A 25,644-nucleotide genomic window follows, 5' to 3' on the forward strand; every position below is an offset into this window, starting at 1 on the left:
TCGTTTCCCGGAATAAATTATTATGGGCACTGACTAGGTCAGATAGGGGACTCAGTCCTCTCTCGTACGGACCTCAAACGGACTTTGTTCGGACCTTGTTCGGATGCGATCCGAACAAGGTCCGAACAAAGTCCGAGCAAGGTGCGAATGAAAGAGGACGGAGAGTGGGAGAAGAGTCATTGATTGCTGGTTGGTGGGGACAGCAACCAAGGCATTATGCTTGTAGGCGAGGAGGAGGAAACCAACCCAGGCATAAAAAATGTCTGATTCTTTTCAAAAAGTTTAGGATGTTTCTGATAGCAGATAATACTTGTTATCTTTGCAGAAATTTTAAGACATGTCTACACAACAACACTTAATTGCACCTTCGGTATTAGCGGCAGATTTTGCTAATCTTGAGCGCGATGTACAGATGGTTAATGAGAGCGAAGCAGATTGGTTTCACATAGATATTATGGATGGCGTATTCGTTCCGAATACCTCTTTTGGTTTTCCGGTGATGAATGCGATTGCTAAGCATGCTAAGAAACCATTGGATGTACATTTGATGATCGTAGATCCAGATCGTTATTTACAGGTTTGTAAGGATAATGGTGCTGAAATCATTACGGTTCATTATGAAGCTTGCACGCACTTACATCGCACATTAGCAGCGATTAAGGAGCTGGGATGTAAAGCAGGTGTTGCATTAAATCCTCATACGCCGGTATCTCTGTTGAAAGATGTTATCCAAGATATTGACTTGGTATGTTTGATGTCGGTTAACCCTGGGTTTGGTGGACAGAAATTTATTGAACGTACTTACAGCAAGATTAAAGAATTGCGCGCATTGGCAATCGAGAATAATACGGATGTATTGATTGAGATTGATGGTGGAGTAGGACTTTCAAATGCTGGCAAGTTATTAGAAGCTGGCGCTGATGTTTTGGTTGCAGGATCTTTTGTGTTCAATTCTCAGGATCAAAAGGAAACTATCAAAGCCTTAAAAGATATCGACATAAATATTCAATCTGCATAAAGATTTAAGAGCGGCCATTTTGCCGCTTTTTTTATTTTATTCATGGAATGGGATAGCTGTTTAAACAGTTTGTTTAGAATTGTTCCAAATTGGCTTGAACATATTGTTTGTTGTATTAAACCGTGGGTTTTTAGTACTTTTGCGGAAAATCTTGAAAATGGTTTTTAGCTGAGTTTCGGCAAAAAAGGGAAAGTCCTAAACTGATAGATAAAATCAATGGAGATATTGATTTTAAATTAACTTAATTTATTAAACACCTGGTAGTTCTTTTCAAAGACTGCCATTAAACTTTGGAAAATATATATGAGTATTTACAACGATTACGTACAAGAGGTTGTAGAACGAAAAGGTCAAGGATTACATCCAAAACCAATTGACGGTGCTGAACTTTTAAGTGAAGTTATAGCTCAAATTAAAGATAAGAACAATGAGCATAGAGAAGAATCTTTGCGATTGTTTATTTATAATACCTTGCCAGGAACTACTCCGGCGGCAGGTGTGAAAGCACAATTCCTCAAGGAAATCATCTTAGGAGAGGTTGCTGTTGAAGAAATTACACCAACTTATGCATTTGAGTTATTATCTCATATGAAAGGTGGTCCTTCTATAAAAGTATTATTGGATTTAGCTTTAGGTCATGATGAATCTATTGCTAAACAAGCTGCAGAAGTATTGAAAACACAAGTTTTCTTATATGACGCAGATACCCAACGCTTGAAAGATGCTTACGAGGCAGGAAATGCAATTGCCAAAGATATTTTGGAAAGCTATGCGAAAGCAGAATTCTTTACCAATTTACCAGAAGTAGCTGAAGAGATCAAGGTAGTTACCTTTATTGCTGGCGAAGGTGATATTTCTACGGATTTATTATCTCCAGGAAATCAAGCGCACTCTAGGTCTGACCGTGAGTTGCATGGTAAGTGTATGATTACTCCTGAGGCACAACAACAGATTGAAGATTTGAAAGTTCAATTCCCTGATGCGAGCGTGATGTTGATTGCGGAGAAAGGTACGATGGGTGTTGGTTCTTCACGTATGTCAGGAGTAAACAATGTGGCATTATGGACAGGTAAGCAAGCTTCACCTTATGTTCCTTTTGTGAATATTGCTCCGATTGTTGCAGGTACAAATGGTATTTCTCCAATTTTCTTGACTACCGTTGATGTAACTGGTGGTATCGGAATCGATTTGAAAAACTGGGTTAAGAAAACGGATGCTGAAGGAAATGTTGTTCGTAATGAAAAAGATGAGCCTATTTTGGAGGAAGTATATTCTGTGGCAACAGGTACTGTCTTAACGATCAATACTAAAACTAAGAAATTATATCAAGGTGATAAGGAGTTAATCGATATTTCTCGTTCATTAACACCTCAGAAAATGGAATTTATCAAAGCTGGTGGTTCTTATGCCATTGTTTTTGGTAAGAAAATCCAAACATTCGCAGCACAAACTTTGGGAATTACTGCACCTTCAGTATTTGCTCCTGCGAAAGAAGTTTCCATTGAAGGTCAAGGCTTGACTGCGGTTGAGAAGATTTTCAACAGAAATGCAGTTGGTTCTACTCCGGGTAAAACTCTACATGCAGGTTCTGATGTTCGTGTTAAAGTAAATATTGTAGGATCACAAGATACTACAGGATTAATGACAGCGCAAGAACTAGAAGCGATGGCTGCAACGGTTATTGCTCCTAGCGTAGATGGTGCTTATCAATCAGGATGTCATACAGCATCAGTATGGGACAAGAAAGCGCAAGCTAATATCCCTAAGTTGATGAAGTTTATGAACGACTTCGGACTGATTACTGCTCGTGACCCTAAAGGGGATTATCATTCCATGACTGACGTTATTCACAAGGTCTTGAATGATATTACGATTGACGAGTGGGCTATAATTATCGGGAGAGATTCTCATACACGTATGTCCAAGGGTGTTGCTTTCGGAGCTGACTCAGGTACAGTAGCATTGGCTTTGGCAACAGGAGAGGCGTCGATGCCAATCCCAGAATCAGTTAAGGTGACATTTAAAGGAAGCATGAAAGAGCACATGGATTTCCGGGATGTAGTTCATGCTACTCAACAACAAATGTTACAGCAATTCGCTGGAGAAAATGTTTTCCAAGGTCGTATTATCGAAGTTCATATCGGGACGTTGTTGGCTGACCAGGCTTTCACATTTACTGACTGGACTGCTGAAATGAAAGCTAAGGCCTCGATCTGTATTTCTCAAGATGAAACATTGATTCAATCGTTAGAAATTGCGAAATCTCGTATCAAGATTATGATCGAGAAGGGCATGGACAACAAGAACCAAGTATTACAAGGATTGATTGACAAAGCTAACAAGCGTATTGAAGAAATCAGATCTGGAGAAAAACCAGCTTTACAACCTGATGCAAATGCTAAATACTATGCTGAAGTTGTTATCGATCTAGATATTATTGATGAGCCAATGATTGCCGATCCGGATGTAAACAATGAGGACGTTTCTAAACGTTATACGCATGATACTATCCGTGATCTTTCATATTACGCAGGTAACAAGAAGGTTGATTTAGGATTTGTGGGATCTTGTATGGTTCACAAGGACGATTTAAAGATCGTTTCTAAAATGCTGAAGAATATTGAGGAGCAGAAGGGATTCGTAAGTTTCAATGCACCATTGGTTGTAGCTGCTCCAACTTACAATATTATCGACGAGTTGAAAGCAGAAGGTGACTGGGAATTCTTGCAAAAATATTCTGGATTTGAATTCAACGATGCAATGCCTAAGAGCGTTGCACGTACTGAATATGAAAACATAATGTATTTGGAGCGTCCGGGATGTAACCTATGTATGGGTAACCAAGAGAAAGCTGCTAAAGGAGATACTGTTATGGCAACTTCTACGCGTCTATTCCAAGGTCGTGTAGTAGAAGATAGAGATGGTAAGAAAGGTGAATCTTTGTTAGCATCGACTCCAGTAGTTGTTCTTTCAGCGATATTAGGTCGTATTCCTAATATTGAGGAGTACAAAGCTGCGGTAGTGGGTATTGATTTGACAAAATTCACACCTGTTTCTACGAAGTAATTATTTTACAATAAGATACAAGAAGGCTGTCTAAATTTTAGGCAGCCTTTTTTTGTAAACCAATTGTTTAGTTAGTTGTTTCTAAAATGTGTCCTTAGAATGATTTTAAATTAGATTTACTTGACACTAATATTAAGAAAGAAATTTAAAAAATGAGTACTTTGTAAATGCTTACAAAAGCAATCAAAAAAATATAAAAACACTAATGTTATGGCATTTGATATAGACATGATCAAGAAAGTTTATTCACAATATGATGAGCGTGTAAAGGCTGCTCGTCAAGTTGTTAATAAGCCTTTGACTTTATCTGAGAAAATTTTATATACTCACCTTTGGGACGGAAACGCTACAGAGGCCTATGAGCGTGGAAAATCATACGTTGATTTTGCACCAGACCGCGTTGCGATGCAAGATGCTACGGCTCAAATGGCGTTGTTGCAGTTTATGCAAGCAGGTCGTCCTAAGGTTGCGGTTCCTTCTACTGTACACTGTGATCACTTGATTCAAGCTCGTGATGGTGCTGCAGAGGATTTAAATCGTGCAAAAAATGAAAGTTCAGAAGTATTTAACTTCTTAAGCTCAGTTTCTAACAAATATGGTATTGGTTTCTGGAAACCAGGAGCTGGTATTATTCACCAGGTTGTATTAGAGAATTATGCATTTCCAGGTGGTATGATGATCGGTACCGACTCTCATACTGTAAATGCAGGTGGTTTAGGTATGGTTGCTATCGGTGTTGGTGGTGCTGATGCGTGTGATGTGATGGCAGGATTACCTTGGGAGCTTAAATTCCCTAAACTTATTGGTGTTAAATTGACTGGTAAATTATCGGGATGGGCTGCGCCAAAAGATGTGATCTTGAAGGTTGCTGGTATCTTAACTGTAAAAGGTGGTACTGGAGCTATCGTAGAATATTTCGGTGAGGGTGCTGAGTCATTATCATGTACTGGTAAGGGAACAATCTGTAATATGGGTGCTGAAATTGGTGCTACCACTTCAACATTCGGGTACGATGCGTCAATGGAACGTTATTTACGTGCTACTGACCGTGCAGAAGTTGCAGATGCGGCAAACGCAATCAAAGAACACTTGACAGCTGACCCTGAAGTTTATGCTAATCCTGAACAATACTTCGATCAATTGATTGAAATCAACTTGTCTGAATTGGAACCATCCTTGAATGGTCCATTTACTCCAGACTTGTATACGCCAATTTCTCGCATGCGTGAGGAAGCCGGTAAAAACGGATGGCCTACAAAAGTAGAGTGGGGATTAATTGGTTCATGTACAAACTCTTCTTACGAAGATTTGTCACGCGCTGCATCAATTGCTCGTCAGGCTGTTGAAAAAGGTTTAGTTACTAAAGCTGAATTCGGTATTAATCCAGGTTCAGAGCAAGTACGTTTTACTGCTGACCGTGATGGTTTATTAAAGACTTTTGAAGACCTTAATGCTACGATCTTTACCAATGCATGTGGACCATGTATCGGTATGTGGGGACCGTGCAGGTGCTGAGAAACAAGAGAAGAATACAATCGTTCACTCATTCAACCGTAACTTTGCGAAACGTGCTGACGGTAACCCTAATACTTTTTGCATTTGTTACCTCTCCAGAGATGGTTGCAGCAATTGCGATCTCCGGTGATTTAGGATTTAACCCATTGGTTGATACCTTGACAAACAAAGACGGCGAACAAATCAAGTTAGATCCTCCTACAGGTGATGAATTGCCAGAAAAAGGATTTGCAGTTGATGATCCAGGATACCAAGCTCCAGCGGAAGATGGATCAAAAGTTGAAGTTGATGTAGATCCTAATTCTGATCGTCTTCAATTATTGGAGCCTTTCGCAGCATGGGAAGGTACGGACCTTAAAGGTTTGAAATTATTGATCAAAGCTAAAGGTAAATGTACAACTGACCACATTTCTATGGCTGGTCCATGGTTGAAATACCGTGGTCACTTGGACAACATTTCCAACAATATGTTGATCGGTGCGGTGAACTACTTCAACGAAAAAACTGATAACGTGAAGAACCAATTGACTGGCGAGTATGGTCCAGTTCCAGCAACACAACGTGATTACAAAGCTGAGGGAATTGGTTCAATCGTTGTAGGTGACGAAAACTATGGTGAAGGTTCGTCTCGTGAGCACGCAGCTATGGAGCCTCGTCATTTAGGTGTTCGTGCTGTATTGGTTAAATCATTCGCTCGTATTCACGAAACAAACTTGAAGAAACAAGGTATGCTTGGTCTTACCTTCGATAATAAAGATGATTACGATAAAATCCAAGAAGACGATACCATCGATATCATCGGATTAACTGAATTCGCTCCTAACAAACCGCTAACGCTGGTATTGCACCATGCAGACGGTACGTCAGAAGAAATTCTTGCAAACCATACCTACAATGAACAACAGATCGGTTGGTTCAAAGCAGGTGGTGCATTGAATATTATTCGCGCGAATCAGAGTAAATAGAGTATTTAGTAGTTAGTATTTAGTAGTAAGACTGTATGCTTGCTGATAAAAGTGCTGTTCCGATGGGGCAGCACTTTTTTTTAGACAGTAGACATAAGTCATAAGACAAAAGACTTAGGCTTGTGTCCAATCCTAAATTGGCAATGTCATTAAGTTAAGAGAATCTAACAAACATGCCAAGGCTATGGCGTTGTGTTGGACGTGGTTCGCCGTGGTCGGTGAAGACTCCAACCACTATTGTTTCTAAGTCATAAAAATAATTTCCTAATCTTGAGATTAGGGATTTCAGGCATGTCGTGGGAAAGGGGTTATAGTGACACCCCTACAGGGTTGGATGGCATCGAATAATCATTTCTAGAATAGTTGCACCCCTAGCGGGGTTGTGTGGCGTGAAATGTGATTTTCGAAAAGAGCAAAACCCCATCGGGGTGACACTATTATAGCTGGAGTTTAACAAACATGCCAAGGCGATGGCGTTGTGTTGGACGTGGTTCACCGTGGTCGGTATCTTCACCGACCATTATTGTTTCTAAATCATAAAAATAGTTTCCTAATCTTGCGATTAGGGATTTCAGGCATGCCGTGGGAAAGGGGTTATAGTGACACCCCTAGCGGGGTTGTGTGGGGTGAAATGTGATTTTGAAAAGAGCAAAACTCCATCGGGGTGACACTATTATAGCTGGAGTTAAACAAACATGCCACACCTACGGCGTTGGTGTTTGATGCGATTTACATTTCTATAGACATTGCATGCCGATGGCATTTAAGAAATATTTCATGCCTCCGGCATTTAACCCCGATAGGGTTAGTTCGCCGTGGCAGGTGTCCCCACCTGCCACTGAATACTTTTCTATGGCATATTAATCCCAGGGGGTTAATCCTATTTATAGCCTTGTTTTTTTCTAATCTTATTGACATTGCCTAAATAGGGTTGATTTAAATTTTACTGGATCTATTTCGTGGTTGGTGGGGACACCAACCACGGCATTTCCACCGCCTTGCACTTTCTAATGTCTAAAGTCTATTGTCTATAAAATATTAATTCACTATTCTAGGTGGTTGGTGAGGACACCAACCACGGCATATTCGTTATTCTAGGTGGTTGGTGGGGAAACCAACCACGGCAAATTTGCCATTCTAGGTGGTTGGTGGGGACACCAACCACGGCATTTCTGTCGCCTTGCATTGTCTAATGTCTTATGTCTATTGTCTATAAAATATTAATTCACTATTCTAGGTGGTTGGTGGGGACACCAACCACGGCAAATTTGCCATTCTAGGTGGTTGGTAGAGACACACTATCACGGCATCTCTACCGCCTTGCACTTTCTAATGTCTTATGTCTTATGTCTATTGTCTATAAAATAATAATCCTCTATTCGAGGTTGCTATCTCAAATCTCATATCTCACATCTCAAATCTATTCCCTACCTTTAATTTCCCTTTTAATCCTAAAACGGTAATGAGTAAAAATCTATTGAAAACATTGGCTTTAACGGCTATTTTACTAAGCTCTGGAATTATGGTAAACGCTCAGAAAACTCCTTATGAATTGGATCCCAATAAGAATACTACGGTTACTTATGAGGAGATGACGGATTATTATGCTTCGCTACTTGAGGGTAGGAAGGATGTTAAATTAATTGATGTTGGGTCTACTGATGTTGGGAAACCGTTGCAATTGATTGTTCTTTCGAAGGATGGCGATTTTGATCCGGTTAGTATCAAATCTAAGGGGAAGGCTGTGATGTTGATCAATAATGGGATTCATCCTGGTGAGCCTGAAGGTATTGATGCTTCGATGATGTTTATCAGAGAATTGCTGAAGGAGAATAAATTGCCAGATAATTTGGTGCTGTGCGTTATTCCGGTTTACAATATTGCTGGGATGTTGAATCGAGGTGAATCTAGGGTGAATCAGAATGGTCCAAATGAGTATGGTTTTCGAGGATCAAGGCAGCATTATGATTTGAATAGAGATTTTATCAAGGGCGACACAAGGAATTCCAGGTTGTTTCAGAAGATCTTTAGCACATGGGATCCCGATGTTTTCTTTGATACTCATACTAGCAACGGTGCGGATTACCAATATGTAATGACCTTAATTGAAACGCATAAAGATAAGCTTCATCCCGAACTGGCTCCATTTATGAAATCTAGATTTACAGATGAGTTGTATCATCGGATGGAAAAGGCTGGGTTTCCAATGGTTCCTTATGTGAATCCAAAGGGAGAAACGCCGGAGTCAGGATTGGTTTCTTTTTTGGAAAGTCCTAGGTATTCAACAGGATATGCGGCCCTGCATAATACCATTGGATATATGCCTGAAACACATATGTGGAAGCCATACAAACATAGAGTAGAATCTACTTACACGCTCATGAAAAGTTTGTATGAGGTAGCTGTTCAGGAATCAAAAGAATTGGTGGCATTGCGTCAAAAAATAAAAGAATCTGTTTCCAAACAGATGGAATTTCCTGTTAGTTGGAAATTGGATACGGAGCATGTCGATACGATAGATTTTATGGGTTTTGAATCTGGTAAGAAGAAAAGTGATGTTTCTGGTCAGCAGAGGCTTTATTATGATAGGAGTAAACCATTCAAAAAACAGGTTCCCTATTATAGTCATTATAAACCATCAGTGATCATTACAAAACCTAAGGCATACATTATTCCTCAGGCTTATGATAAATTGGTAGAATTAATGAAGATCAATGGAGTTCAGATGAAGCAACTTGAGAAGGATGAGTTAATGGAGGTTGAGATGTATTACATTTCATCATATAAAACCCAGAGTCATCCTTATGAGGGACATTATCCACATCATTCTGTTGAAGTTAGTCCTAAGATGATGAAGGTTCAGTTTTATGCTGGAGATTGGGTAGTTGAGACTGATCAGCCTATGAACAGATATATTGTTGAAACATTGGAGCCACAAGGGATGGATTCGTTTTTTTCTTGGAATTTCTTTGATGCAATATTATCCCAAAAGGAATATTTTTCAGCCTATATTTTTGAAGATACTGCCGCTGATTTATTGAGGAAAGACCCAAAGCTGAAGCAAGAATTTGAAGATGCGAAAAAGAACGATCCAATCTTTGCTGCCGATGGTAGGGCTCAGTTAGAGTGGATTTATAAAAGAACGCATCATTATGAGTATGATTATGGACTTTATCCGATTGCTCGAGCTAGGTAATTTTTAAGTTGAAAGCTGTTGACAAAAGGCTGTCATAATCTGCTTGTAAATTTGAGTATTCAATAACAAAAAAGAAAACATTATGAGCACAGCAGCATTTTTGACAAAGGAGCAGTTTTTAAATAATTGGCAAGGCCATAGAACTTTAACAAGAAAAACAATTGAGAAATTTCCTGAGAAGGAACTATTTGAATTCAGCATTGGTGGAATGCGGACATTTAGTGATTTGATCAAGGAATTGTTGAGTATAGGACTTCCAGGATTAGAGGATATTGTGAACAATAATATCAGTAAATACAATCATGATTTACCTTTTAATACGAAAGAGGCATTGTTGGCGGAGTGGGATAGACAAACCCCTTTGATTTCAGAATATTTTAATAAAATATCTGAGGATCGTATGAAAGAAGATTTCAATCTTTTTGGGGAGTTCAACTTTCCGATTAATCAAAATATGGTTTATTTTTTGGACAATGAGATTCATCACCGCGCACAGGGGTATGTTTATTTGAGGTCATTGGGAATTGAACCTCCAATGTTCTGGGATCGATACTAAATCATTTTTAAAATAGAAAAGAAGGTGTCTAAAAAGGCACCTTCTTCTGCTTTATAGCTTTCTGGAGCTCCATTATAATTTCATGAGCAATATTAGGCTGCAAGTCGATGTTTTGTGCTTTTCAGCATGTTGATGGCTTGATTTATCGCAAATAGGGAGTTTTTGCCAACTGGTTTACCGATAAAAGCTTTGTCTTTCCACTTTTTTGCCCATTTTCTGAGGTTATGGGCAATGGCCATCAAACCGAATTCCACAGCGACCTTCTCCAGACCTTTCATTGTGAACCGGGTAAACCTGTTGTTGCTTTTCATCTGACCGAAAACGGCTTCCACTTCTATGGGTCGCTTGCTCCGATGGTACATTCCCTCTTCCGACAGCAGTCTTTCCCGGGCTTTAGCCTTGAGCTTATTGAGCCTGTGGTTCACTTCAATGAGCCGATCGCCTGTAGCTTTATGGCACCCACTCCGCATCGGGCAGCCTTCGCATCGCCGAGCCTGGTAACAGCTGACCCGGGCAGTGTATCCGTTGGCACTGACTCTGGTTGCATGACCGATAAAGCTGAGCTTCTGTCCGGCCGGACATACATAATAGTCATCCTGCTGGTTGTAATATAGGTTCTGTACCGAGAAAGGATCCTGTTTATGCTTGCGCTTCTGTTCCATATGGAAGTAATTGTACTTCACAAAAGCGGTTATACCCTGTCCTTCCATCAGCTCGTAGTTCTGCTCGCTACCATATCCGGCATCTGCGACGATGGATTCACTCTGTTTTCCGTAATGGGACTCAAAGCCTTCCAGGTGTTCGGGCAGGGTTGTGGTATCTGCGGCCGTTTGATGGATGCTATAATGGGTGATGAACTGGTCTTCGGTGCTGATCTGGGTATTGTAGGCCGGTTTAAGCTGGCCATTTTTCATGTGGTCCTCTTTCATCCGCATAAACACGGCATCGGTATCGGTCTTGCTATAACTGTTGCGATCTCCCAGTACTTCCAGTTGCTCCTCATATTTCTGCAATCGGGGCAGATAGTCGTCTTCAAGCTTCCTCAGCTGCCTATCGGTGGATCTATCCACTCCTTTGAGCTTGGCATTGATCGCTCTGATCTTTTCCTTCAGCTGGGCACTATCGATGGCCTTGCTGACTTGCTGATCCCCTAATGAAGATTGGTCCTGGCTGATCTGTGCATCGATATCCGAAAGGACCGAAGCGATGTTCGCCTCCAGCTTTACCTTGTTCTTCTCGATCGATCTCTTCCAAACGAAGGTATAGCGACCGGCGGCCGATTCGATCTTGGTACCATCTACATACTGGACTTTCAGGCTGACATACTCCATTTCATGCAGCATCCGAACGATACTGGCAAACAGCTCCTGTATCTGTCCCTTAAGACGCTTTCCCCTGAAATAATTGATCGTACGGTAATCCGGCGTACTGTTGCCCGAAAGCCACATGAAATGGATGTTCTCGTGCAGGGCGCGCTCGATCTTGCGGCAAGAATAGATATTGCTCAGATACGCGTAGAACAGTACCTTGATGAGCATCCTGGGATGGAAACTGGTCGTGCCTCCGCCTTTATACTGACGGATGATATGTTCCAGATCCAACTGGTCAACAACCTGACTCACCAAACGAACCGGATGGTTCAAGGGGATACGGTCTAAAATATTCTCAGGAAAAAGACTCGGACTATTGGATGGAAGAGCTTTGAATTGTATGTTTGCCATATTGTTTTTTGGGTGCACCTTAAGATACAAAATCTTGAGGACAAAAAACAGAAAAACCCCGCCATTTTTTAATGACGGGGTTATTTTTTTAAGAGACCTTTTTAGACAGCCCCTTAATTTATATATGTAGTATCCAATTATTTTTCGCTGTATACCGAGTTTACTTCTGTGATTTTCCAACCATTGTTGTCTTGGATCATGGTTAAGTAATCTGTGCGTTTGAAGTTAGCAAAGTTTAAAGTTACTTTTGCTAAACTGTATTTTCCTTCTTTTTCTACCAATTGATAGTCTGTATCACAGTTGAATGTAATTCCCTCTTGATCTTTGATCTGTTTGATGAATGATTCTCTAGAAAGAGGAGCTTGATTGTATTCTGTGTTGAATTTTTGAGTGAAATTTTTTCCAAAAAGATCATCTACATGTTCGACATCACCTTTTACGGTGCTGTTGATATAAGCATCAACTACATTTTCAACTACTGCTTTGTTTAATTTGTCTTTGTCATTATCTACTGCGAAAGCTGTAACTGTTGAAGCGAATAATAGACCTGCGATTGCGAATGTTTTTACTAGATTTTTCATGTCTTTATTTTTTAATGATTAATACCTGTTTAATTTTTTCTGTGTGTTATTTGTTATTTGATACTCCAAAGGTATGGTCAAAAAACACGCTGTAACAGGCGAAATAGGTCAATTCGAAATCTTTCTCGGTAAAAGAAGGGGATAATTCGGTGAAAATTCTTGCTGTTGGATGAGGAATTTTCACCGATGTATTCGCAGGGTCAATTCTTGTTTTTAAGATTGCAGCATTTTATATCTATGGTTTTTTCCCCAATACACTAATTGTTGAATAAGCTGTTTTGAAGATTTCCCATAATCAGTGATTCTGTATTCTACCATTTTTGGTTTGGTATCCAGCTCTTCTCTTTCTACCAATTTATTTTCTTCCAGGTCTTTGAGTTCTTTGGTGAGGACTTTGGCAGAGATCCCTAAAACTTCACGTTGGATTTTCTTAAATGTATTGGTTTGACTTTCACGGGTAATTAAGTAATGAAGGATCAATAGTTTCCATTTGCCACCTAGTATATCTAATGTATCGCGCATTGCAAGGAGGTTTTCTGTACAAGTAGGTGGATCGTTCTTAAGTGCTTTCATGTGAAATATTTTTTCGAAATTATTAATCGGTTTTCATGTATACAATTTATTTAAAACTTGTTAGGTTTCCAAACGTAAGTTCATTTCATTCCGAAAGATTAACATCGAAATTTAGGAAGGAATTTTTAATAATTTTCAGTGGTTAATAAAACCTTCTCCGCTGCTAATGTGATCACACGGCCACTCAAAAATACTATTTTTAAGTCGTCAGTTGGTTTTTGGGTCTTCTTGATCAATAAGGCTGAATAGATTATCACGATCATCTGAAGGAAAGAATGTAATTTCTGAGATTCCTTCATACTCATCCAATTCCTCTAATTCGTTAACATTGTTCTCAAAGAAACTATAATTGAATGCTTTAAATATCAATTTATCATAAGGTGAGTTTGGGGTGACATGAATATCTTTATACCTAAAAATTGGAATAACAATATTCTTTTCATCAATTTTAAACTCATTATTAGAAAAGTAATAACAGTTGTGGAGGTCAATTTCATTCCCGTTATAGATTACTTTTATTAAATTTTTAATCTTAAAATTTACTTCCATAATTAAATTTAGGTTTTAAGTTCAAAAAAAAGCAGTCTAAGAATATTCTTAGACTGCTGGACTAATATTTAATTGAGATTAGAAGCTAATTAAATAGCTTGCATAAGTGTTTTCTGAGTTTTGATGAATATGTTTTAATTCTACTAAAATAGAATTTTCGTCGCCAGTTCTTACAGGTCTTTTAACATTAAATTCTTGGCCAACATTGGTAGATCCTTGTAATTGGCCATTTACGTAAATATTCAAATGATCCTTAATTGGATCTCCAGTAACTTTAAAAGTATAAGTCATCCCGTTATTTGACACTAAGGAAATTTTGCCAATGGGATTTTCTTGTGATAATTCTGTTTGAGTTATATTGAATTCTGAAGGAATTTCTTTGGTTTCAGGGTTTCCAAAAAGTAAACTTCCAATAAACATTGCTGAAAAAAATAGTTCATTCATATTAATAGTGTTTTTATTTTATGTTTAAATCTATTTGATATTACTATTGTAATAACGATGTTACAATTGTTTTATTGCATTTACTGTGCCAAAGAAGGTTTTGTGTGTGATTAAAAAAAATCCTGAGCTGGGGAAGCTCAGGATTTTACCAAACCAATTATTAACCTAAATTATGAAATTACTCTTTATTACTCTTTTGCTTTTCTTTAATACTATAACGCAACGGGTAGAGTTTTCGTGTCAGACAAGATATCGATTAACATCTTTTAACAAAGAGTTGTTGTAATTCAATAATAATGGGTATTAAATACTTTGTTTTATTTTTTAGTGACTATTGATTTTGCTAGATATGCCATAGGGAAATAAGCGAAAACCAAGTCAACGAACGTAAACCAAATAGGAGATGGCAACATAATTATTGATGCCAAACCGCCGATGAAGAAAAATACAGCTATAATCATTGCAAACGTCAGTTTGCTAGATGGAGCTATCTTAGCTGCTACCAAAGCACCGACGAAAGTTCCAAGAGCATGTGCTAGAAATGGAAAAATAAAATGTTTTGGTTGAAATAAGTGCATTCCCGCCTGTAGTCCTTCGGAAGTAGTTACATCAACTCCATCTGGTGGAGGGATGATAGATCCACTGATAGAAACTAATGCCATATTGACCACACTACCGATTACTATCCCTAATATGACAGCTAGGATTTTTTTAAAGATGGGATTCATTTTTGGAATTAAATATTATTAGATTTTGATGCAAATGTAGCTCAAAAACTGATTAAAAATAGTTGTATTGAGATATTTATTTAAAGTAATTATTTACGATAAGAAGTCTCGTATTTAATGAACCATTTAAATCGCGAATCGTGGGTTTATTGTGAAAGTTTAGCTAAAGCCTCCTCTAATGAGGATAAAAAATTAACCGCTTTTCCTTTATTGCTTTCGAAAAAAAAATCTTTGAGGCTCCTACTTTCATAGGTTGAAAAATTACCCACTATCACCAGCCTTACTCTATAGGTCGAGAATTTCTGAAGGATTTCTCCTGCTATTTTAGTCTTGAGATCAAAGAAGTCTGGATGGATATTTTTTTCATGAACGATTAATTTATCATATCCTTGGTAATAAATATCTCCCATTATATCCTTTCCATCTTCAATTGTAGTCCATATGTAATCATCTGCAATTATTTCTGCAACTGGTTGATTATTAGTAGTGTGCTTAATTATTTCCATTGATTTAGCTGTGTAATTTTTTACTAAACTTAATAAATCTCTTTGAGTTATCATTTATTTCTCAGCAATTGATAATTCCTAATAAGTAGTAAAAGAAACCCCGCCCAAGGGATCTGGGCGGGGTAAGGTATAAAGATAATAGTTATTGTGATTTACATTTTTATGGTTGTGCAGCTTTCTTTTTGCAAGTAGAAATACCGAAAATACTGTAGATAGGGCAGTACCCAATTAAACTAGTGAGGATGAATATTCCAGTTACAACTAAAAGGACTATTGCCAAAGTACCTGTTATTACTTTTGTGAAGAATAACACGGCAATAATTAGAGCGATAATTATTCTAATAGTCTTGTCTTGTGGTCCCATGTTTGTTTTCATTTTGTAAATGGTTTTAGGTGAACACTAAGACAAATATGGCAACTATATTGTTGTTTGTCAGTGACTTTTATCACACTAGCGATAAAATTTCAACTTTATTTCGAAAAAGTTTCAAAACACCTTTTTGTTCAAGCTGTTTTAACAACCTAGATATAACTTCTCGTGAAGTTGAGAGCTCATTTGCAATCTCCTGATGGGTTATGTTCAAGATATTGCTTTGGAGTGCTTCTGATTTTGATTTTAGATAATCAACTAGTCTTTCATCAATTTTCTTGAATGCGACGCTATCCAACGCATTTATGATTTCATCATAGCGATTGTCCATTGTTTTTAACACAAACATTCTCCAACTGGAGTATATTTCATACCATTTTGAAGATACCGAAGAGGGTATTGCGATCAATTCGACATTTTCTTCAGCCACCGCCTTGATATTACTAAGTTTGTTCATTAATGAGGTTGATAATGAGACAGCGCAACTTTCCCCCGACCTAATGTAATAGAGGATTAATTCGTTTCCTCCATTGGTTTCCCTAATAACCTTAATGGTGCCTTTTAATACTAGAGGAATTACTTTTATATATTTATTTGGTTCAACAATAATATCTCCAGCATTGAATTCAAGGCTACTTCCCACCTCATCAAATTCTTCTCTAATTCCTTTTTCAAGAAGAAAATCAAATTTCCTGTTACTCATTTCAATAAATAGTTGTGTGATAATTACGCTTTAAACAAAATTAATGTTTAAACAATAAATATAGATAACGGGTAAATAAGTGTAGGCAAATTTTTCCAAAAAATAAAAATTATTAGTCTTTTCGCTACATTTTTTGGCGAAATCGGATTATTGGTCTTGTGGAATATTAGGATTAGCCAAAATTTTATCCTGATAATAAAATATTTGTTGAATGTGTGAGTAACAACTGAAACTTAGTTTATTTAAAATTCGATAAGCAGATAGACAAGTGTTGCGATGGTATTGAGCACTACCACTACTAAATAAAGTTGAACTGAGGGGTTAAAAACAGATTTTTTAATTTTCTTAAATGGAGAAGAGTCGTTGGATATGCTGAATTGATCTACACTAGTTTCTGACAAAATAGGCACGTCGGCATTACGGTTTCTTATTCTTGTAAAGTGTCGATCCATTTTTAGCCTTAATTTTTCCTGATAGAAATAGGTAAAGCTGTCCAGAGACCAGAACGTTATGGATAGGAGGTAGAGTGTGATAAATAGAGACAATTCAACTCTGTCTCCGGAAATTTTGAATAATGAGGGTACTGCAATACTGATCAACAGGAAAAACAGTTTTTTGAGCTCTAGACTTGTTTTGGAAAAATTCATGGTTTCAGCATGAAGCTGATCGATTATTTTCCAATCAATTTGATCTTCAATAGATCCAGAATTTCTCATTCTCAGTTCTGGATTTATTGAGGTTGGATTTTCCTTTTCAAAGTTTGGTTGATTTAGCATAGTAGTATAACAACCAAACCTATGGCAATTGTTTTAATATAGGAATTGATTTATTTTCAGCTATACATTTACACCAAAAATATAGCCTACAAATGCTGAAAGTCCCATTGCGATGGTTCCCCAGATTACAATTCTTACGATGGCTTTAGAAATGCTAGAACCTCCAGTTTTCGCGGAGACAGCACCTAATATTATCAGTGAGATTATGGTGAAGCCGTACAAGTAGTACTCCATATTTTCAATTGGGGCAAACAGAACGACCAAAAGTGGAAGGATTCCACCAACGGTAAATGCTCCTCCGGAAGCTAACGCTGCTTGTATGGGATTGGCTTGATTGGTATCTGTTATTTCCAGTTCATCTCTAACATGTGCTGCCAATGGGTCATGCTCGGTCAGCTCTTTGGCTACTAACATTGCAGTTTCCTTTTTCAATCCCCTTTGTTCATAGATCTGTGCTAGCATCTGCATTTCCATTTCTGGCATTTCTTTGAGTTCTTTAGCTTCCCTTTTGATATCTGCTTTTTCAATATCAGTTTGGGAACTGACAGAAACATATTCACCTGCAGCCATTGACAATGCACCTGCTACTAAACTTGCAATGGTAGCGAGCAGAATAGGGTCACGGGTAGTACTTGCCGTGGCAATACCGATAGCTAAACTCGATACAGAAATAATTCCGTCATTGGCACCTAAAACAGCGGCTCGGAGCCAATTGCTGCGATGGATATAATGATTTTCTAAATAAGTGTCTATAGTCGGCATAAAAAATAGGGCTTATGGATTTAATTGTTACTAATTTTATATATCAAGGTATGCTCAAGTCCTGGGAAATCGTCGAGATAACCGATATGATTCATATTGCATTTTTCAAGTACTTTAATGGAAGGTTTGTTTTTTGGTCGTACTATAGCATATATTTCATCTTTTCCTAAATCGTTGAATCCATATTGAATAGCATCTTTTGCTAATTCAGTTGCATATCCTTTTCCCCAGGCATTTGTATCGAACCTATAACCTAAATTTAATCTAACATCGGACACGTAAGTTTTGATTGATAAACCACCGAAACCTATAATTTTGTGTGGATTTGAGTTTTCCATGATTTTCCATATTCCAAACTCATGTTCTTCCCAATGGTCTAGAATTTCATGAAAAAGTACCTTGGCTCTATCAAATTTCATTGGTCCGTAAGGGTTGTATAAATTTGTTTCAGGATCTGAATGGATTTCATAATATCTTTCAAAATCTCTAAGAGTGGGTTTTTCAAAAATTAATCTTTCGGATTTTCTTAACATAAGGATTTATAAGTGTAGTGAATAGTTCAAACGGATTATGATTATTTGTAATTGTACAAAGGTTTATATTTTCCATCCGAAAGTATTACAATTTCTTGGAATAGAGATTTAAGTAGGTTAAAGTTTTGAGCCAATGTATGTTTTGTTTTAAGGATTTCATTTACTTTTTCTTTTAATTTTTTAGGAGACAGTTTTGCTTTTTCCAAGATTTCCAGTGCATTTTTATCTCCAATGGGATATGTTTCATTGAGTGCGAATAAGGCTTGGACCATCGCTTTTATAGCTCTAGTTATACATCCATACGCATTATAAAAGTCATTTTTTTCGATATATTCTGAGGTATTTAAAATGGTGAATTCTGCCGACCATAGAGAATCCTGAGTAATGGTGTTTTTTAATGGTTCAGGATAAATCTTGATTAAAGATTTAAGATATGACATCATATTTTGAGGGTCATAAATCGGGATGCAGGCTTCGATTTCTGCTAAATAGAATATTGATGAAAAACCATAAGGAGGTTGTTGTTCAAAATGGTTTTCCCATTTGCCTTCGACAGATTCTTGAATGGTTCTCCTGACTTGATTAATATTTCGATATAAGAAATCTACCTTGCCGGATTCGGTGTGTATCCAGGCGCCACCATTCACCCAAGGTCCCCATTGATAGAAATCTGTTACTGTTGGGTTTTGTTGGATGTCGTATTTTTGAGCTATTTTCTGCATGTCTTCAATCGCGAATGGATGGCTTTCATGATAATAGATACCTAAGTCTATGTCAGATTCTGCATTTGCCCTTCCGGTTGCATAGGATCCTCCCAAAACAATAGCGGATACATTTGAAACTTGTTGCAAATCTGCAATGATTAAATCCAAAGTTTTTTGTTTTTGGGGTGGAATTAGCATAGATTATTTTTTCTCAAGATTAGTTTTTATACCTTTTAATAGTCTTTTTTCAAAGTCTAGAATGATATTTTCTGCCCATAAATTGGCATATAAATTCATTTTCGAACTAATAATATAATCACAACTTAGTTCAACATTTGTTTGATTATTAGATAAAGGCGTAAGCGTATAATTGATGTTTTGAAACTTAAAATAATCACCTTTTAAGATGTGGTTATCAGTGGGTTTATTTCTCAATTTTGATTTTGAGAGATCAATTTTAAAATTCACAAATTCATTTTTCTTATTATGAGTTATGATTTCATATAATTCAAGTCCATCCGTAAAACTACCAATCCTGTAAGAATTATATCCATCATTATAAAGCTTGGATTCAATAGGTCTTGGGATTCCTATAAGTTGAAAGAAACCTTCTTGGTAATCAGTGTTTGATAATCGAGGTACCTCTATAAGATTTGGGAAGATCTCTTGTGGTGTTTTATCAATAATAATGTTGAATGAAACTTTGTAATTTTCAGATTTATCGGGTACAGAATTTTCTATTGGCAAAGTGATCAATGGGAGCAGGAGGAGAGAAAAAAGCTTATTGTTTTTATCTTGTTTTTTCAGGAAATAATTTACTAATAATGCAACTGTTCCAGTGATTAATAAATATGGAATGCCTAGGATTAGTAGACACAATGTATCTTCAAGTTTTGTGACGAAAGCTAGTATATAGAAGAGAAATATCGATAAAAATGGAAAGAAAAATGATTTTTATTGTAGACTGTCGGATTTCTTTGGAAAATATAATCGGAATTATGGAAATAATAATTGGTGTAATTAAAAAGAAGGTGATTGTAAAGACATCATTATCTTCTTTAAAATGAGAATTATCAACAAATATTCTTACTGCTAGTCCGTAGATTGCGGCAAATAAAATCCCAAAATACGAAGAAGTATATATTTGTTTAATCTTCATAATTTATCTGTACTGGCTTATAACTAAAAATAGCATAATTTCAGATAGCAATCAAGAATTTTAAGGAGGAAGGGGAATAAGTTAGACTTTTAGTTAATATCTTATTTTGGAAATTCTTCAGACACTTCAGCTACAGAAGAAAATAAGAATTGCCAAATAAAATAGACTATGACTAATGACAGGATCAATACTATTATCCATATCCATGTATTTCTGAATTTTTTATCTTCTAACATATAATATTAACATTTGGGATGATATATTGGTTCAATAAAATTTATAATAATTCTGAAATGAAAAAAACCTGAGTCGGGGAGACTCAGGTTTTTCTAACTAAACCAATTATTAACCTAAATTATGAAATTATTTACTCTTTACTTTTTTTTACTCTGTTTGTACTATATTAAACGCAAACCTTATGCCCAAGGTATATTAGAAATGTCGTATTAACATCTTTTAACGGTTGTTTCATTTTCATGACAAATAGTTTTTTCTATTCGATTAGAAATCAATTAGTTTGTGATTTTATTGAAAACCAACAATTATTAATGTTATTTCAATTTTTTTAGTGTTGTATGTGACAGAATGTATAATTTAGATAACAGTTATTGATTTTCTGTATATCTAAAGATGAAAAATAATTCCTTTATTACGATTGAAAGACCAAAAAATTCAATTCTGTCCCCAATCGTGGATTATTATTTTTATATCGATACTACAGTTCTTGAATTGCGCGAAAAATCAGAAATCATTTTCCTTTTCCGCGGATTACCTTTGCTTATTTCTTTGACCATCCATTTGTACTTAATAATCACTCGATCAATAAATCAATCCAGGTTAATATCATATTATCAAAAATTTCGACACAGAAAATCTGCTTACGGCCTTATACTGATAAAATCAAAGTGTTTGCTGCCGTATTGAAGCCATATGCCTTGGCTTTTTTCAATAGTAAACCAATAAGTTCATTTAATTGGTTGATAGATGTAGAAAAGATGGTAGGCAATGGGATGGATCCATTTTTAAAGCAAATTCAGGGTAGTAATGAGCTTGAAAAGAGGGTCAATGCCATTGAAAATCTATTGATGTTGAATTTCAGGGATCGAGACCTAAGCTTGATCGCAAGAGCCATTGAACTGACAGAGGAGAATTTTGGGAAAATTGAATTGGCAGATTTGGCCAGTTATCTAGGTGTGAAGGATCGAACACTTCGGGACCATTTTTATGAATATATAGGCTGCTCGCCAAATGAATATTACCGGATTTTAAAAATGAAACAGCTAAGCTATCAGATCAAGAATTCTGAAAATCTGTTGTTAGATTCTTCTTTAGGGAATAGGGAAGTGGCAAAAAGTCAATGGGAGTCCTTCAAAGCATATTAGAAAAGAAGTTCCGAATTTTAGGTTAATGGAGTTGTAAAGCAAATACATCAAAATTTAAGTTTGTTATTTAATACGGGTTTTTACCAGTTTTTAGAGTAAATAAACTGGACATTTCTTCTCTAAATATTATATCTGTTAATTTCATATAATGTTAAGGATTGTTTAATGTTATTTTATTATTTTAGATAAAATCTAAGGATTATGAACCTATTATTTATAAATATCGGAGGACTTGAATTTATTGTATTATTAATTCCGTCAATTTTTTATCTATACTCTTTCTACAAAGTTATTGTTGATAAATACCTATCACCAAATGAGCGCCTTATGTGGATTATAGTTATTCTGATATTTAACTTAATTGGAGCTATTGCGTATTGGATTTGGGGAAATAATAAAAAACGTGTTGGCTCTTCTCGTTTTTAGATTTAGTGTAGGACAATATTATATGAAAACTTCAATTTGAAAGCCTAACTATGGAGCAATTTTTTCGTGATCATAATCTATTTAAAATATTATTAATATTAATACCAATCTATATATTATGTTTTTTCTTTATATCATTTAATGACAAACAATAAGATAGAGAGGAATCAAAAAATTGTTTGGGTTTTAGTAATCTTTTTATTTAACATAATTGGCAGTATCATTTATTTGTTAATTCACAACAGAAAGATAAAAACAAATTAATGTGCTAATATGATAACCTAAATCTATAAAATAACGTAATTTATTTACTTAGGAAATTGAGTGTTATTAATTAATGGCTTAAACAATAAATAATAACAGTTATGAAAAATCTAACATTACTTCTATTTATTTTTCTAAGTTCAAAATTATGCGCTCAAATTGATACCAATCTAATTTACCATAAAGCTGAGAATATAATAAAGTTGATAGAGGGTGAAAAAATTGATTCTTTGTTGATCAATAGTACAGATTCAATTAGATGTATACCATGTAATGAATTTGGTAAAAATAAGTATATTCCTAAAAAAGTATTTTTCTCCGAAAGGATGAAGGGAATATTTACCTCAGAATTGATATCTAGACTTAAGCGTTCTAAAAAGATGGTTGTTTTACAAAGCTCACCTTATCCAGCTTATGTAGTATTTTATGAGATTTTTGAGAAAGGCGAAATTGCACCTCAACACGAAGGTGTATCTTTTGGGATATGGCTAAGATCAGATGAAAATTTAAAATTTACAGCTATTGAAACCATTCCTTAAAAGCTGCTGATCTTCTCCTACTTTACCTTAAAATAGATCCTTTTTTGTTTAGGTTTGCCGATACGGAAATAAAAAAACCCGCCTTAAATAATTAGTGCGGGTTTTATGTACGCCAATTAGGGTTCGAACCTAAGACCTACGGTTTAGAAAACCGTTGCTCTATCCAGCTGAGCTATTGGCGCTTATTTTGTGAAGCAAAAGTAGGTATTTGGTTGATAAATGCAAAATAAAATATGTTTTTTTGGTACAATAATCATTAACTGATTGCCTTTCAAACACATATTTTTCAGGGTGGTGCGGTTTGCAGCTTATTAACAGCTTGTGGAATTCTAAAAGATCTTTTGGATAAAATTTTTTTGAGGTTTAATGTGTTAAAAATCAGCTTCATTGGGCATAGGAGGGGTTTTTCAATTGGTTTTATTTTCACTTTTTATTTGGAGATCAAGTCAGAATTTGTACTTTTGTCGCGGAGAGTTGGCAGAGTGGTCGAATGCGGCGGTCTTGAAAACCGTTAACTGTCACAGGTTCGGGGGTTCGAATCCCTCACTCTCCGCCAAATAATTCAAAGCCCGACGTCAGTCGGGTTTTGTTGTTTCTGGGGTTTTTCTCAATTAGTTTTAGTAAAAGCAATAGCGCTACGAACGTCTGAATTTCTACTCAATAGTAAACTTCAAAAAGCTTTTATTTTTAGTGTATTTAGTATTTGGATTTATGTAGTCAAATAATTCTTGTTTGATTTTTTTTATCATCTCATCCTAGAAATTCTTATCCTAAACAACCTGAAACAACGCAACCGAAAGCGCCACAAACTGAGTTTATTTATTTAAAGCTGTCCTCAGAAAGGGATGGTTCATGGTTTGGGTACGGAGGCTCTACGACCGAAAGAAATTTATTCGTATTTAAATTGTAATTTAACTCTGAAAAATTAGTTTTGGCTAGTTCGGGAGCAACAATGAGTTATTTTGCCCCGATTTATCATCTTCGGGAAAATATCAATAATGTATTTTATGAGTATAATTCAATTCATGGCTATATAGAACTAATTATAATTTAGAAATTTGAATATTGATGACATTACAAAATATTTTATCACAAATAAGCGACAAGAATACAAAACTTGGCGACATTCGGGAAATTGCAAAACAGATTAATAAAGATCATCTATTGGCAATGGAACTTTGGTCAACCAAGCAGTTTTTTGCTCGACAATTGGCAATCCTAATATTTGACAAAAAACATCTTACAGAAGACTTGATTGATAAATTGGTAGCAGACATTAATCAACATAACGAAAAAGAAAAGCTTCAACTTATTGATTGGTTAATGGCAAATCAACTCACCAAAGACAAAAAAACAATTTCATTGTTAGATAGTTGGGAAAATAGTACTTTTTCACTTCAAAGAAGGGTTTTTTGGTATCATAAAGCTAGGTTACGCTGGATGGGACAAATTCAGCCAGATAGCGAAAAACTACTTTCTACCATTGAAAAACAAATCGAGCATGAAGAACCGGAAGTGCAGTGGGCAATGAATTTTACAGCAGCTTGGATAGGTGTATTTGAAGGATTATTACGCAATCGATGTATTGCTCTTGGTGAGAGAACGGAGCTTTATAAAGGGCAAATGGTTTCAAAAGGTTGTACCCCTGATTATTTGCCAGAATTTATTGCCATTGAAAGCAAAAAAAGAAATTTATAAATCAATTATTTGATTATGAATGATTTATTTACAGATTCTTGTTGAATTGGAAGGTTTTTAAAATTTAGTCTTGAACATTCAATAAAATATTCTAAATCTTATTAGCTCATAGGAATTAAAGATTTTTAAGTTTATAATTTTGCATTATTAAAGATGTTAAATTTTAATATTCTGATAAGTGATATTGTTTGAAGATCAAAATCGTTATTCGCATAAATGTGTTTAAATTTATTAGAATCACTATTAAATAACAAAAATATCTTTGTTTTAAATGAGGTACTCCAATCAAGAGATATACTTTCATATATTTCTAAAAATTTTTTTAAAGTATCGAATCCGTGTAACCCGATAGTTAAAATGTCTTTAAAATTTATTATCCAAGTATAAACCCTAGTTAGATTTTTTTCTGGAATATTCAAAGGGATACCTAGTTCTATGTACCTATTAATAAGATTAAAAAACTCTTCGTCAAAAAAATGCTCGTGAACAGGAAGATTTAAATAGGGAATGTTCAAAAATTTGGCAATATGAATTCTATTATTTCCTCCTCCTATAATATATTTGTTTCCAAATTTGTATAAATATATTCCGAGACCTTGATTAATATTTGAATTAAAATAATCTAAAAACGACTTTTTAGTATACCATTTTTTAAATTTTTTAAGATTTCCTAAATTTTCTAACCAGGTATAACCCTTTCCATAGGAAATATGGTCAGTTCCAATTACGTTTTTTAAAGGGACTTCAACAATCCCTAAATCTTTAGTTGGCAAAATATTCCAATACATTAAATCAGGAAAATTATCTATATATATTGGAAATTCATCATACCAATTCTCATAATTATTAATCCCTAATTGTCTTAAATTCAATAATCCCAGTTCTTTTAAATCCATATTTACTTATAATC

General features: G+C 35.8%; 23 protein-coding genes, 2 tRNA genes and 2 pseudogenes. 11 read left to right on the forward strand and 16 right to left on the reverse strand.

Annotated features, from left to right (window positions below):
- Nucleotides 1-337: 337 nt before the first annotated feature.
- The 5 genes and pseudogenes from rpe to FGL31_RS05835 all read left to right on the forward strand — a co-directional run bounded on the left by rpe (nt 338) and on the right by FGL31_RS05835 (nt 10,316).
- The gene (rpe, locus tag FGL31_RS05815) at nt 338-1,018 is read left to right on the forward strand and encodes a ribulose-phosphate 3-epimerase (protein ID WP_138090020.1); all 681 of its coding nucleotides are present in this window, start codon (nt 338-340) and stop codon (nt 1,016-1,018) included.
- Between the two features lie 303 nt (nt 1,019-1,321).
- Entirely contained in the window at nt 1,322-4,084 is a 2,763-nt protein-coding gene (locus FGL31_RS05820) for a bifunctional aconitate hydratase 2/2-methylisocitrate dehydratase (protein WP_138090021.1), read from the forward strand.
- Between the two features lie 210 nt (nt 4,085-4,294).
- Nucleotides 4,295-6,564, forward strand: a pseudogene (locus tag FGL31_RS05825) (aconitate hydratase).
- Nucleotides 6,565-8,026: 1,462 nt separating this feature from the next.
- Nucleotides 8,027-9,760 (forward strand): M14 family zinc carboxypeptidase, encoded by a 1,734-nt coding sequence (locus tag FGL31_RS05830; RefSeq protein ID WP_138090022.1) that lies wholly within the window; start codon nt 8,027-8,029, stop codon nt 9,758-9,760.
- Between the two features lie 82 nt (nt 9,761-9,842).
- Entirely contained in the window at nt 9,843-10,316 is a 474-nt protein-coding gene (locus FGL31_RS05835; protein ID WP_138090023.1) for a DinB family protein, read from the forward strand.
- A 200-nt stretch (nt 10,317-10,516) separates the two neighbouring features.
- On the opposite strand, the pseudogene FGL31_RS05840 reads toward FGL31_RS05835, so the two are convergent.
- From FGL31_RS05840 to FGL31_RS05905, 14 genes and pseudogenes are all read right to left on the reverse strand, one after another.
- Nucleotides 10,517-12,037 (reverse strand): annotated as a pseudogene (locus FGL31_RS05840) (IS1182 family transposase); the annotation flags it as partial.
- A 137-nt stretch (nt 12,038-12,174) separates the two neighbouring features.
- The gene (locus tag FGL31_RS05845; RefSeq protein ID WP_138090024.1) at nt 12,175-12,618 is read right to left on the reverse strand and encodes a nuclear transport factor 2 family protein; all 444 of its coding nucleotides are present in this window, start codon (nt 12,616-12,618) and stop codon (nt 12,175-12,177) included.
- Between the two features lie 213 nt (nt 12,619-12,831).
- A complete protein-coding gene (locus FGL31_RS05850) occupies nt 12,832-13,191 on the reverse strand; it encodes a winged helix-turn-helix transcriptional regulator (RefSeq protein ID WP_138090025.1) in 360 nt (119 codons plus the stop codon).
- Nucleotides 13,192-13,398: 207 nt separating this feature from the next.
- Entirely contained in the window at nt 13,399-13,740 is a 342-nt protein-coding gene (locus tag FGL31_RS05855) for a hypothetical protein (RefSeq protein ID WP_138090026.1), read from the reverse strand.
- Between the two features lie 78 nt (nt 13,741-13,818).
- Complete coding sequence (locus tag FGL31_RS05860) at nt 13,819-14,184, reverse strand: hypothetical protein (protein WP_138090027.1); 366 nt, start codon at nt 14,182-14,184, stop codon at nt 13,819-13,821.
- 317 nt (nt 14,185-14,501) lie between these two features.
- Nucleotides 14,502-14,912: a hypothetical protein gene (locus FGL31_RS05865; RefSeq protein WP_099371891.1), complete on the reverse strand. Its 411-nt coding sequence runs from the start codon at nt 14,910-14,912 to the stop codon at nt 14,502-14,504.
- Nucleotides 14,913-15,058: 146 nt separating this feature from the next.
- Nucleotides 15,059-15,472, reverse strand: a complete 414-nt coding sequence (locus tag FGL31_RS05870) for a DUF4180 domain-containing protein (protein ID WP_232046306.1) — start codon at nt 15,470-15,472, stop codon at nt 15,059-15,061.
- Between the two features lie 106 nt (nt 15,473-15,578).
- Entirely contained in the window at nt 15,579-15,782 is a 204-nt protein-coding gene (locus FGL31_RS05875) for a YgaP family membrane protein (protein ID WP_232046307.1), read from the reverse strand.
- Between the two features lie 82 nt (nt 15,783-15,864).
- Nucleotides 15,865-16,491 (reverse strand): Crp/Fnr family transcriptional regulator, encoded by a 627-nt coding sequence (locus tag FGL31_RS05880; RefSeq protein ID WP_138090029.1) that lies wholly within the window; start codon nt 16,489-16,491, stop codon nt 15,865-15,867.
- Nucleotides 16,492-16,733: 242 nt separating this feature from the next.
- Complete coding sequence (locus tag FGL31_RS05885) at nt 16,734-17,267, reverse strand: hypothetical protein (protein ID WP_138090030.1); 534 nt, start codon at nt 17,265-17,267, stop codon at nt 16,734-16,736.
- Between the two features lie 60 nt (nt 17,268-17,327).
- Nucleotides 17,328-18,029 carry a VIT1/CCC1 transporter family protein gene (locus FGL31_RS05890; RefSeq protein ID WP_138090031.1) on the reverse strand — a complete coding sequence of 234 codons (702 nt, stop codon included), beginning with the start codon at nt 18,027-18,029 and terminating at the stop codon, nt 17,328-17,330.
- 20 nt (nt 18,030-18,049) lie between these two features.
- Complete coding sequence (locus FGL31_RS05895; protein WP_138090032.1) at nt 18,050-18,562, reverse strand: GNAT family N-acetyltransferase; 513 nt, start codon at nt 18,560-18,562, stop codon at nt 18,050-18,052.
- Nucleotides 18,563-18,603: 41 nt separating this feature from the next.
- On the reverse strand, nt 18,604-19,434 hold the full coding sequence (locus FGL31_RS05900) for a nucleotidyltransferase domain-containing protein (protein WP_171017562.1): 831 nt from the start codon (nt 19,432-19,434) through the stop codon (nt 18,604-18,606).
- A gap of 33 nt (nt 19,435-19,467) precedes the next feature.
- Nucleotides 19,468-20,145, reverse strand: a complete 678-nt coding sequence (locus FGL31_RS05905; protein WP_138090034.1) for a hypothetical protein — start codon at nt 20,143-20,145, stop codon at nt 19,468-19,470.
- A 1,185-nt stretch (nt 20,146-21,330) separates the two neighbouring features.
- Between FGL31_RS05905 and FGL31_RS05910 the strand changes: the two genes are divergently transcribed.
- The 4 genes from FGL31_RS05910 (at nt 21,331) to FGL31_RS05925 (ending at nt 23,036) form a co-directional block, all read left to right on the forward strand.
- Nucleotides 21,331-21,807 (forward strand): hypothetical protein, encoded by a 477-nt coding sequence (locus FGL31_RS05910; protein WP_138090035.1) that lies wholly within the window; start codon nt 21,331-21,333, stop codon nt 21,805-21,807.
- Between the two features lie 201 nt (nt 21,808-22,008).
- Complete coding sequence (locus FGL31_RS29655; protein ID WP_138090036.1) at nt 22,009-22,233, forward strand: PLDc N-terminal domain-containing protein; 225 nt, start codon at nt 22,009-22,011, stop codon at nt 22,231-22,233.
- A 111-nt stretch (nt 22,234-22,344) separates the two neighbouring features.
- The gene (locus tag FGL31_RS29660; protein ID WP_394366183.1) at nt 22,345-22,497 is read left to right on the forward strand and encodes a PLDc N-terminal domain-containing protein; all 153 of its coding nucleotides are present in this window, start codon (nt 22,345-22,347) and stop codon (nt 22,495-22,497) included.
- A 101-nt stretch (nt 22,498-22,598) separates the two neighbouring features.
- Nucleotides 22,599-23,036, forward strand: coding sequence for a hypothetical protein (locus FGL31_RS05925; RefSeq protein WP_138090038.1), 438 nt, complete (start codon nt 22,599-22,601; stop codon nt 23,034-23,036).
- A 108-nt stretch (nt 23,037-23,144) separates the two neighbouring features.
- On the opposite strand, the gene FGL31_RS05930 is transcribed toward FGL31_RS05925, so the two are convergent.
- Nucleotides 23,145-23,218: transfer RNA gene (locus FGL31_RS05930), tRNA-Arg, on the reverse strand.
- A 286-nt stretch (nt 23,219-23,504) separates the two neighbouring features.
- On the opposite strand from FGL31_RS05930, the gene FGL31_RS05935 reads away from it, so the two are divergent.
- Together FGL31_RS05935 and FGL31_RS05940 are read left to right on the forward strand one after the other, a co-directional pair.
- Nucleotides 23,505-23,592, forward strand: a tRNA-Ser gene (locus FGL31_RS05935).
- 512 nt (nt 23,593-24,104) lie between these two features.
- Complete coding sequence (locus FGL31_RS05940; RefSeq protein ID WP_138094684.1) at nt 24,105-24,734, forward strand: DNA alkylation repair protein; 630 nt, start codon at nt 24,105-24,107, stop codon at nt 24,732-24,734.
- Nucleotides 24,735-24,865: 131 nt separating this feature from the next.
- Here the strand turns inward: FGL31_RS05940 and FGL31_RS05945 are convergent, their stop codons facing one another.
- Nucleotides 24,866-25,630, reverse strand: coding sequence for a hypothetical protein (locus tag FGL31_RS05945; protein WP_138090039.1), 765 nt, complete (start codon nt 25,628-25,630; stop codon nt 24,866-24,868).
- Between the last annotated feature and the right edge of the window lie 14 nt (nt 25,631-25,644).

The organism is Sphingobacterium daejeonense (assembly GCF_901472535.1).
Lineage (GTDB): Bacteria > Bacteroidota > Bacteroidia > Sphingobacteriales > Sphingobacteriaceae > Sphingobacterium > Sphingobacterium daejeonense.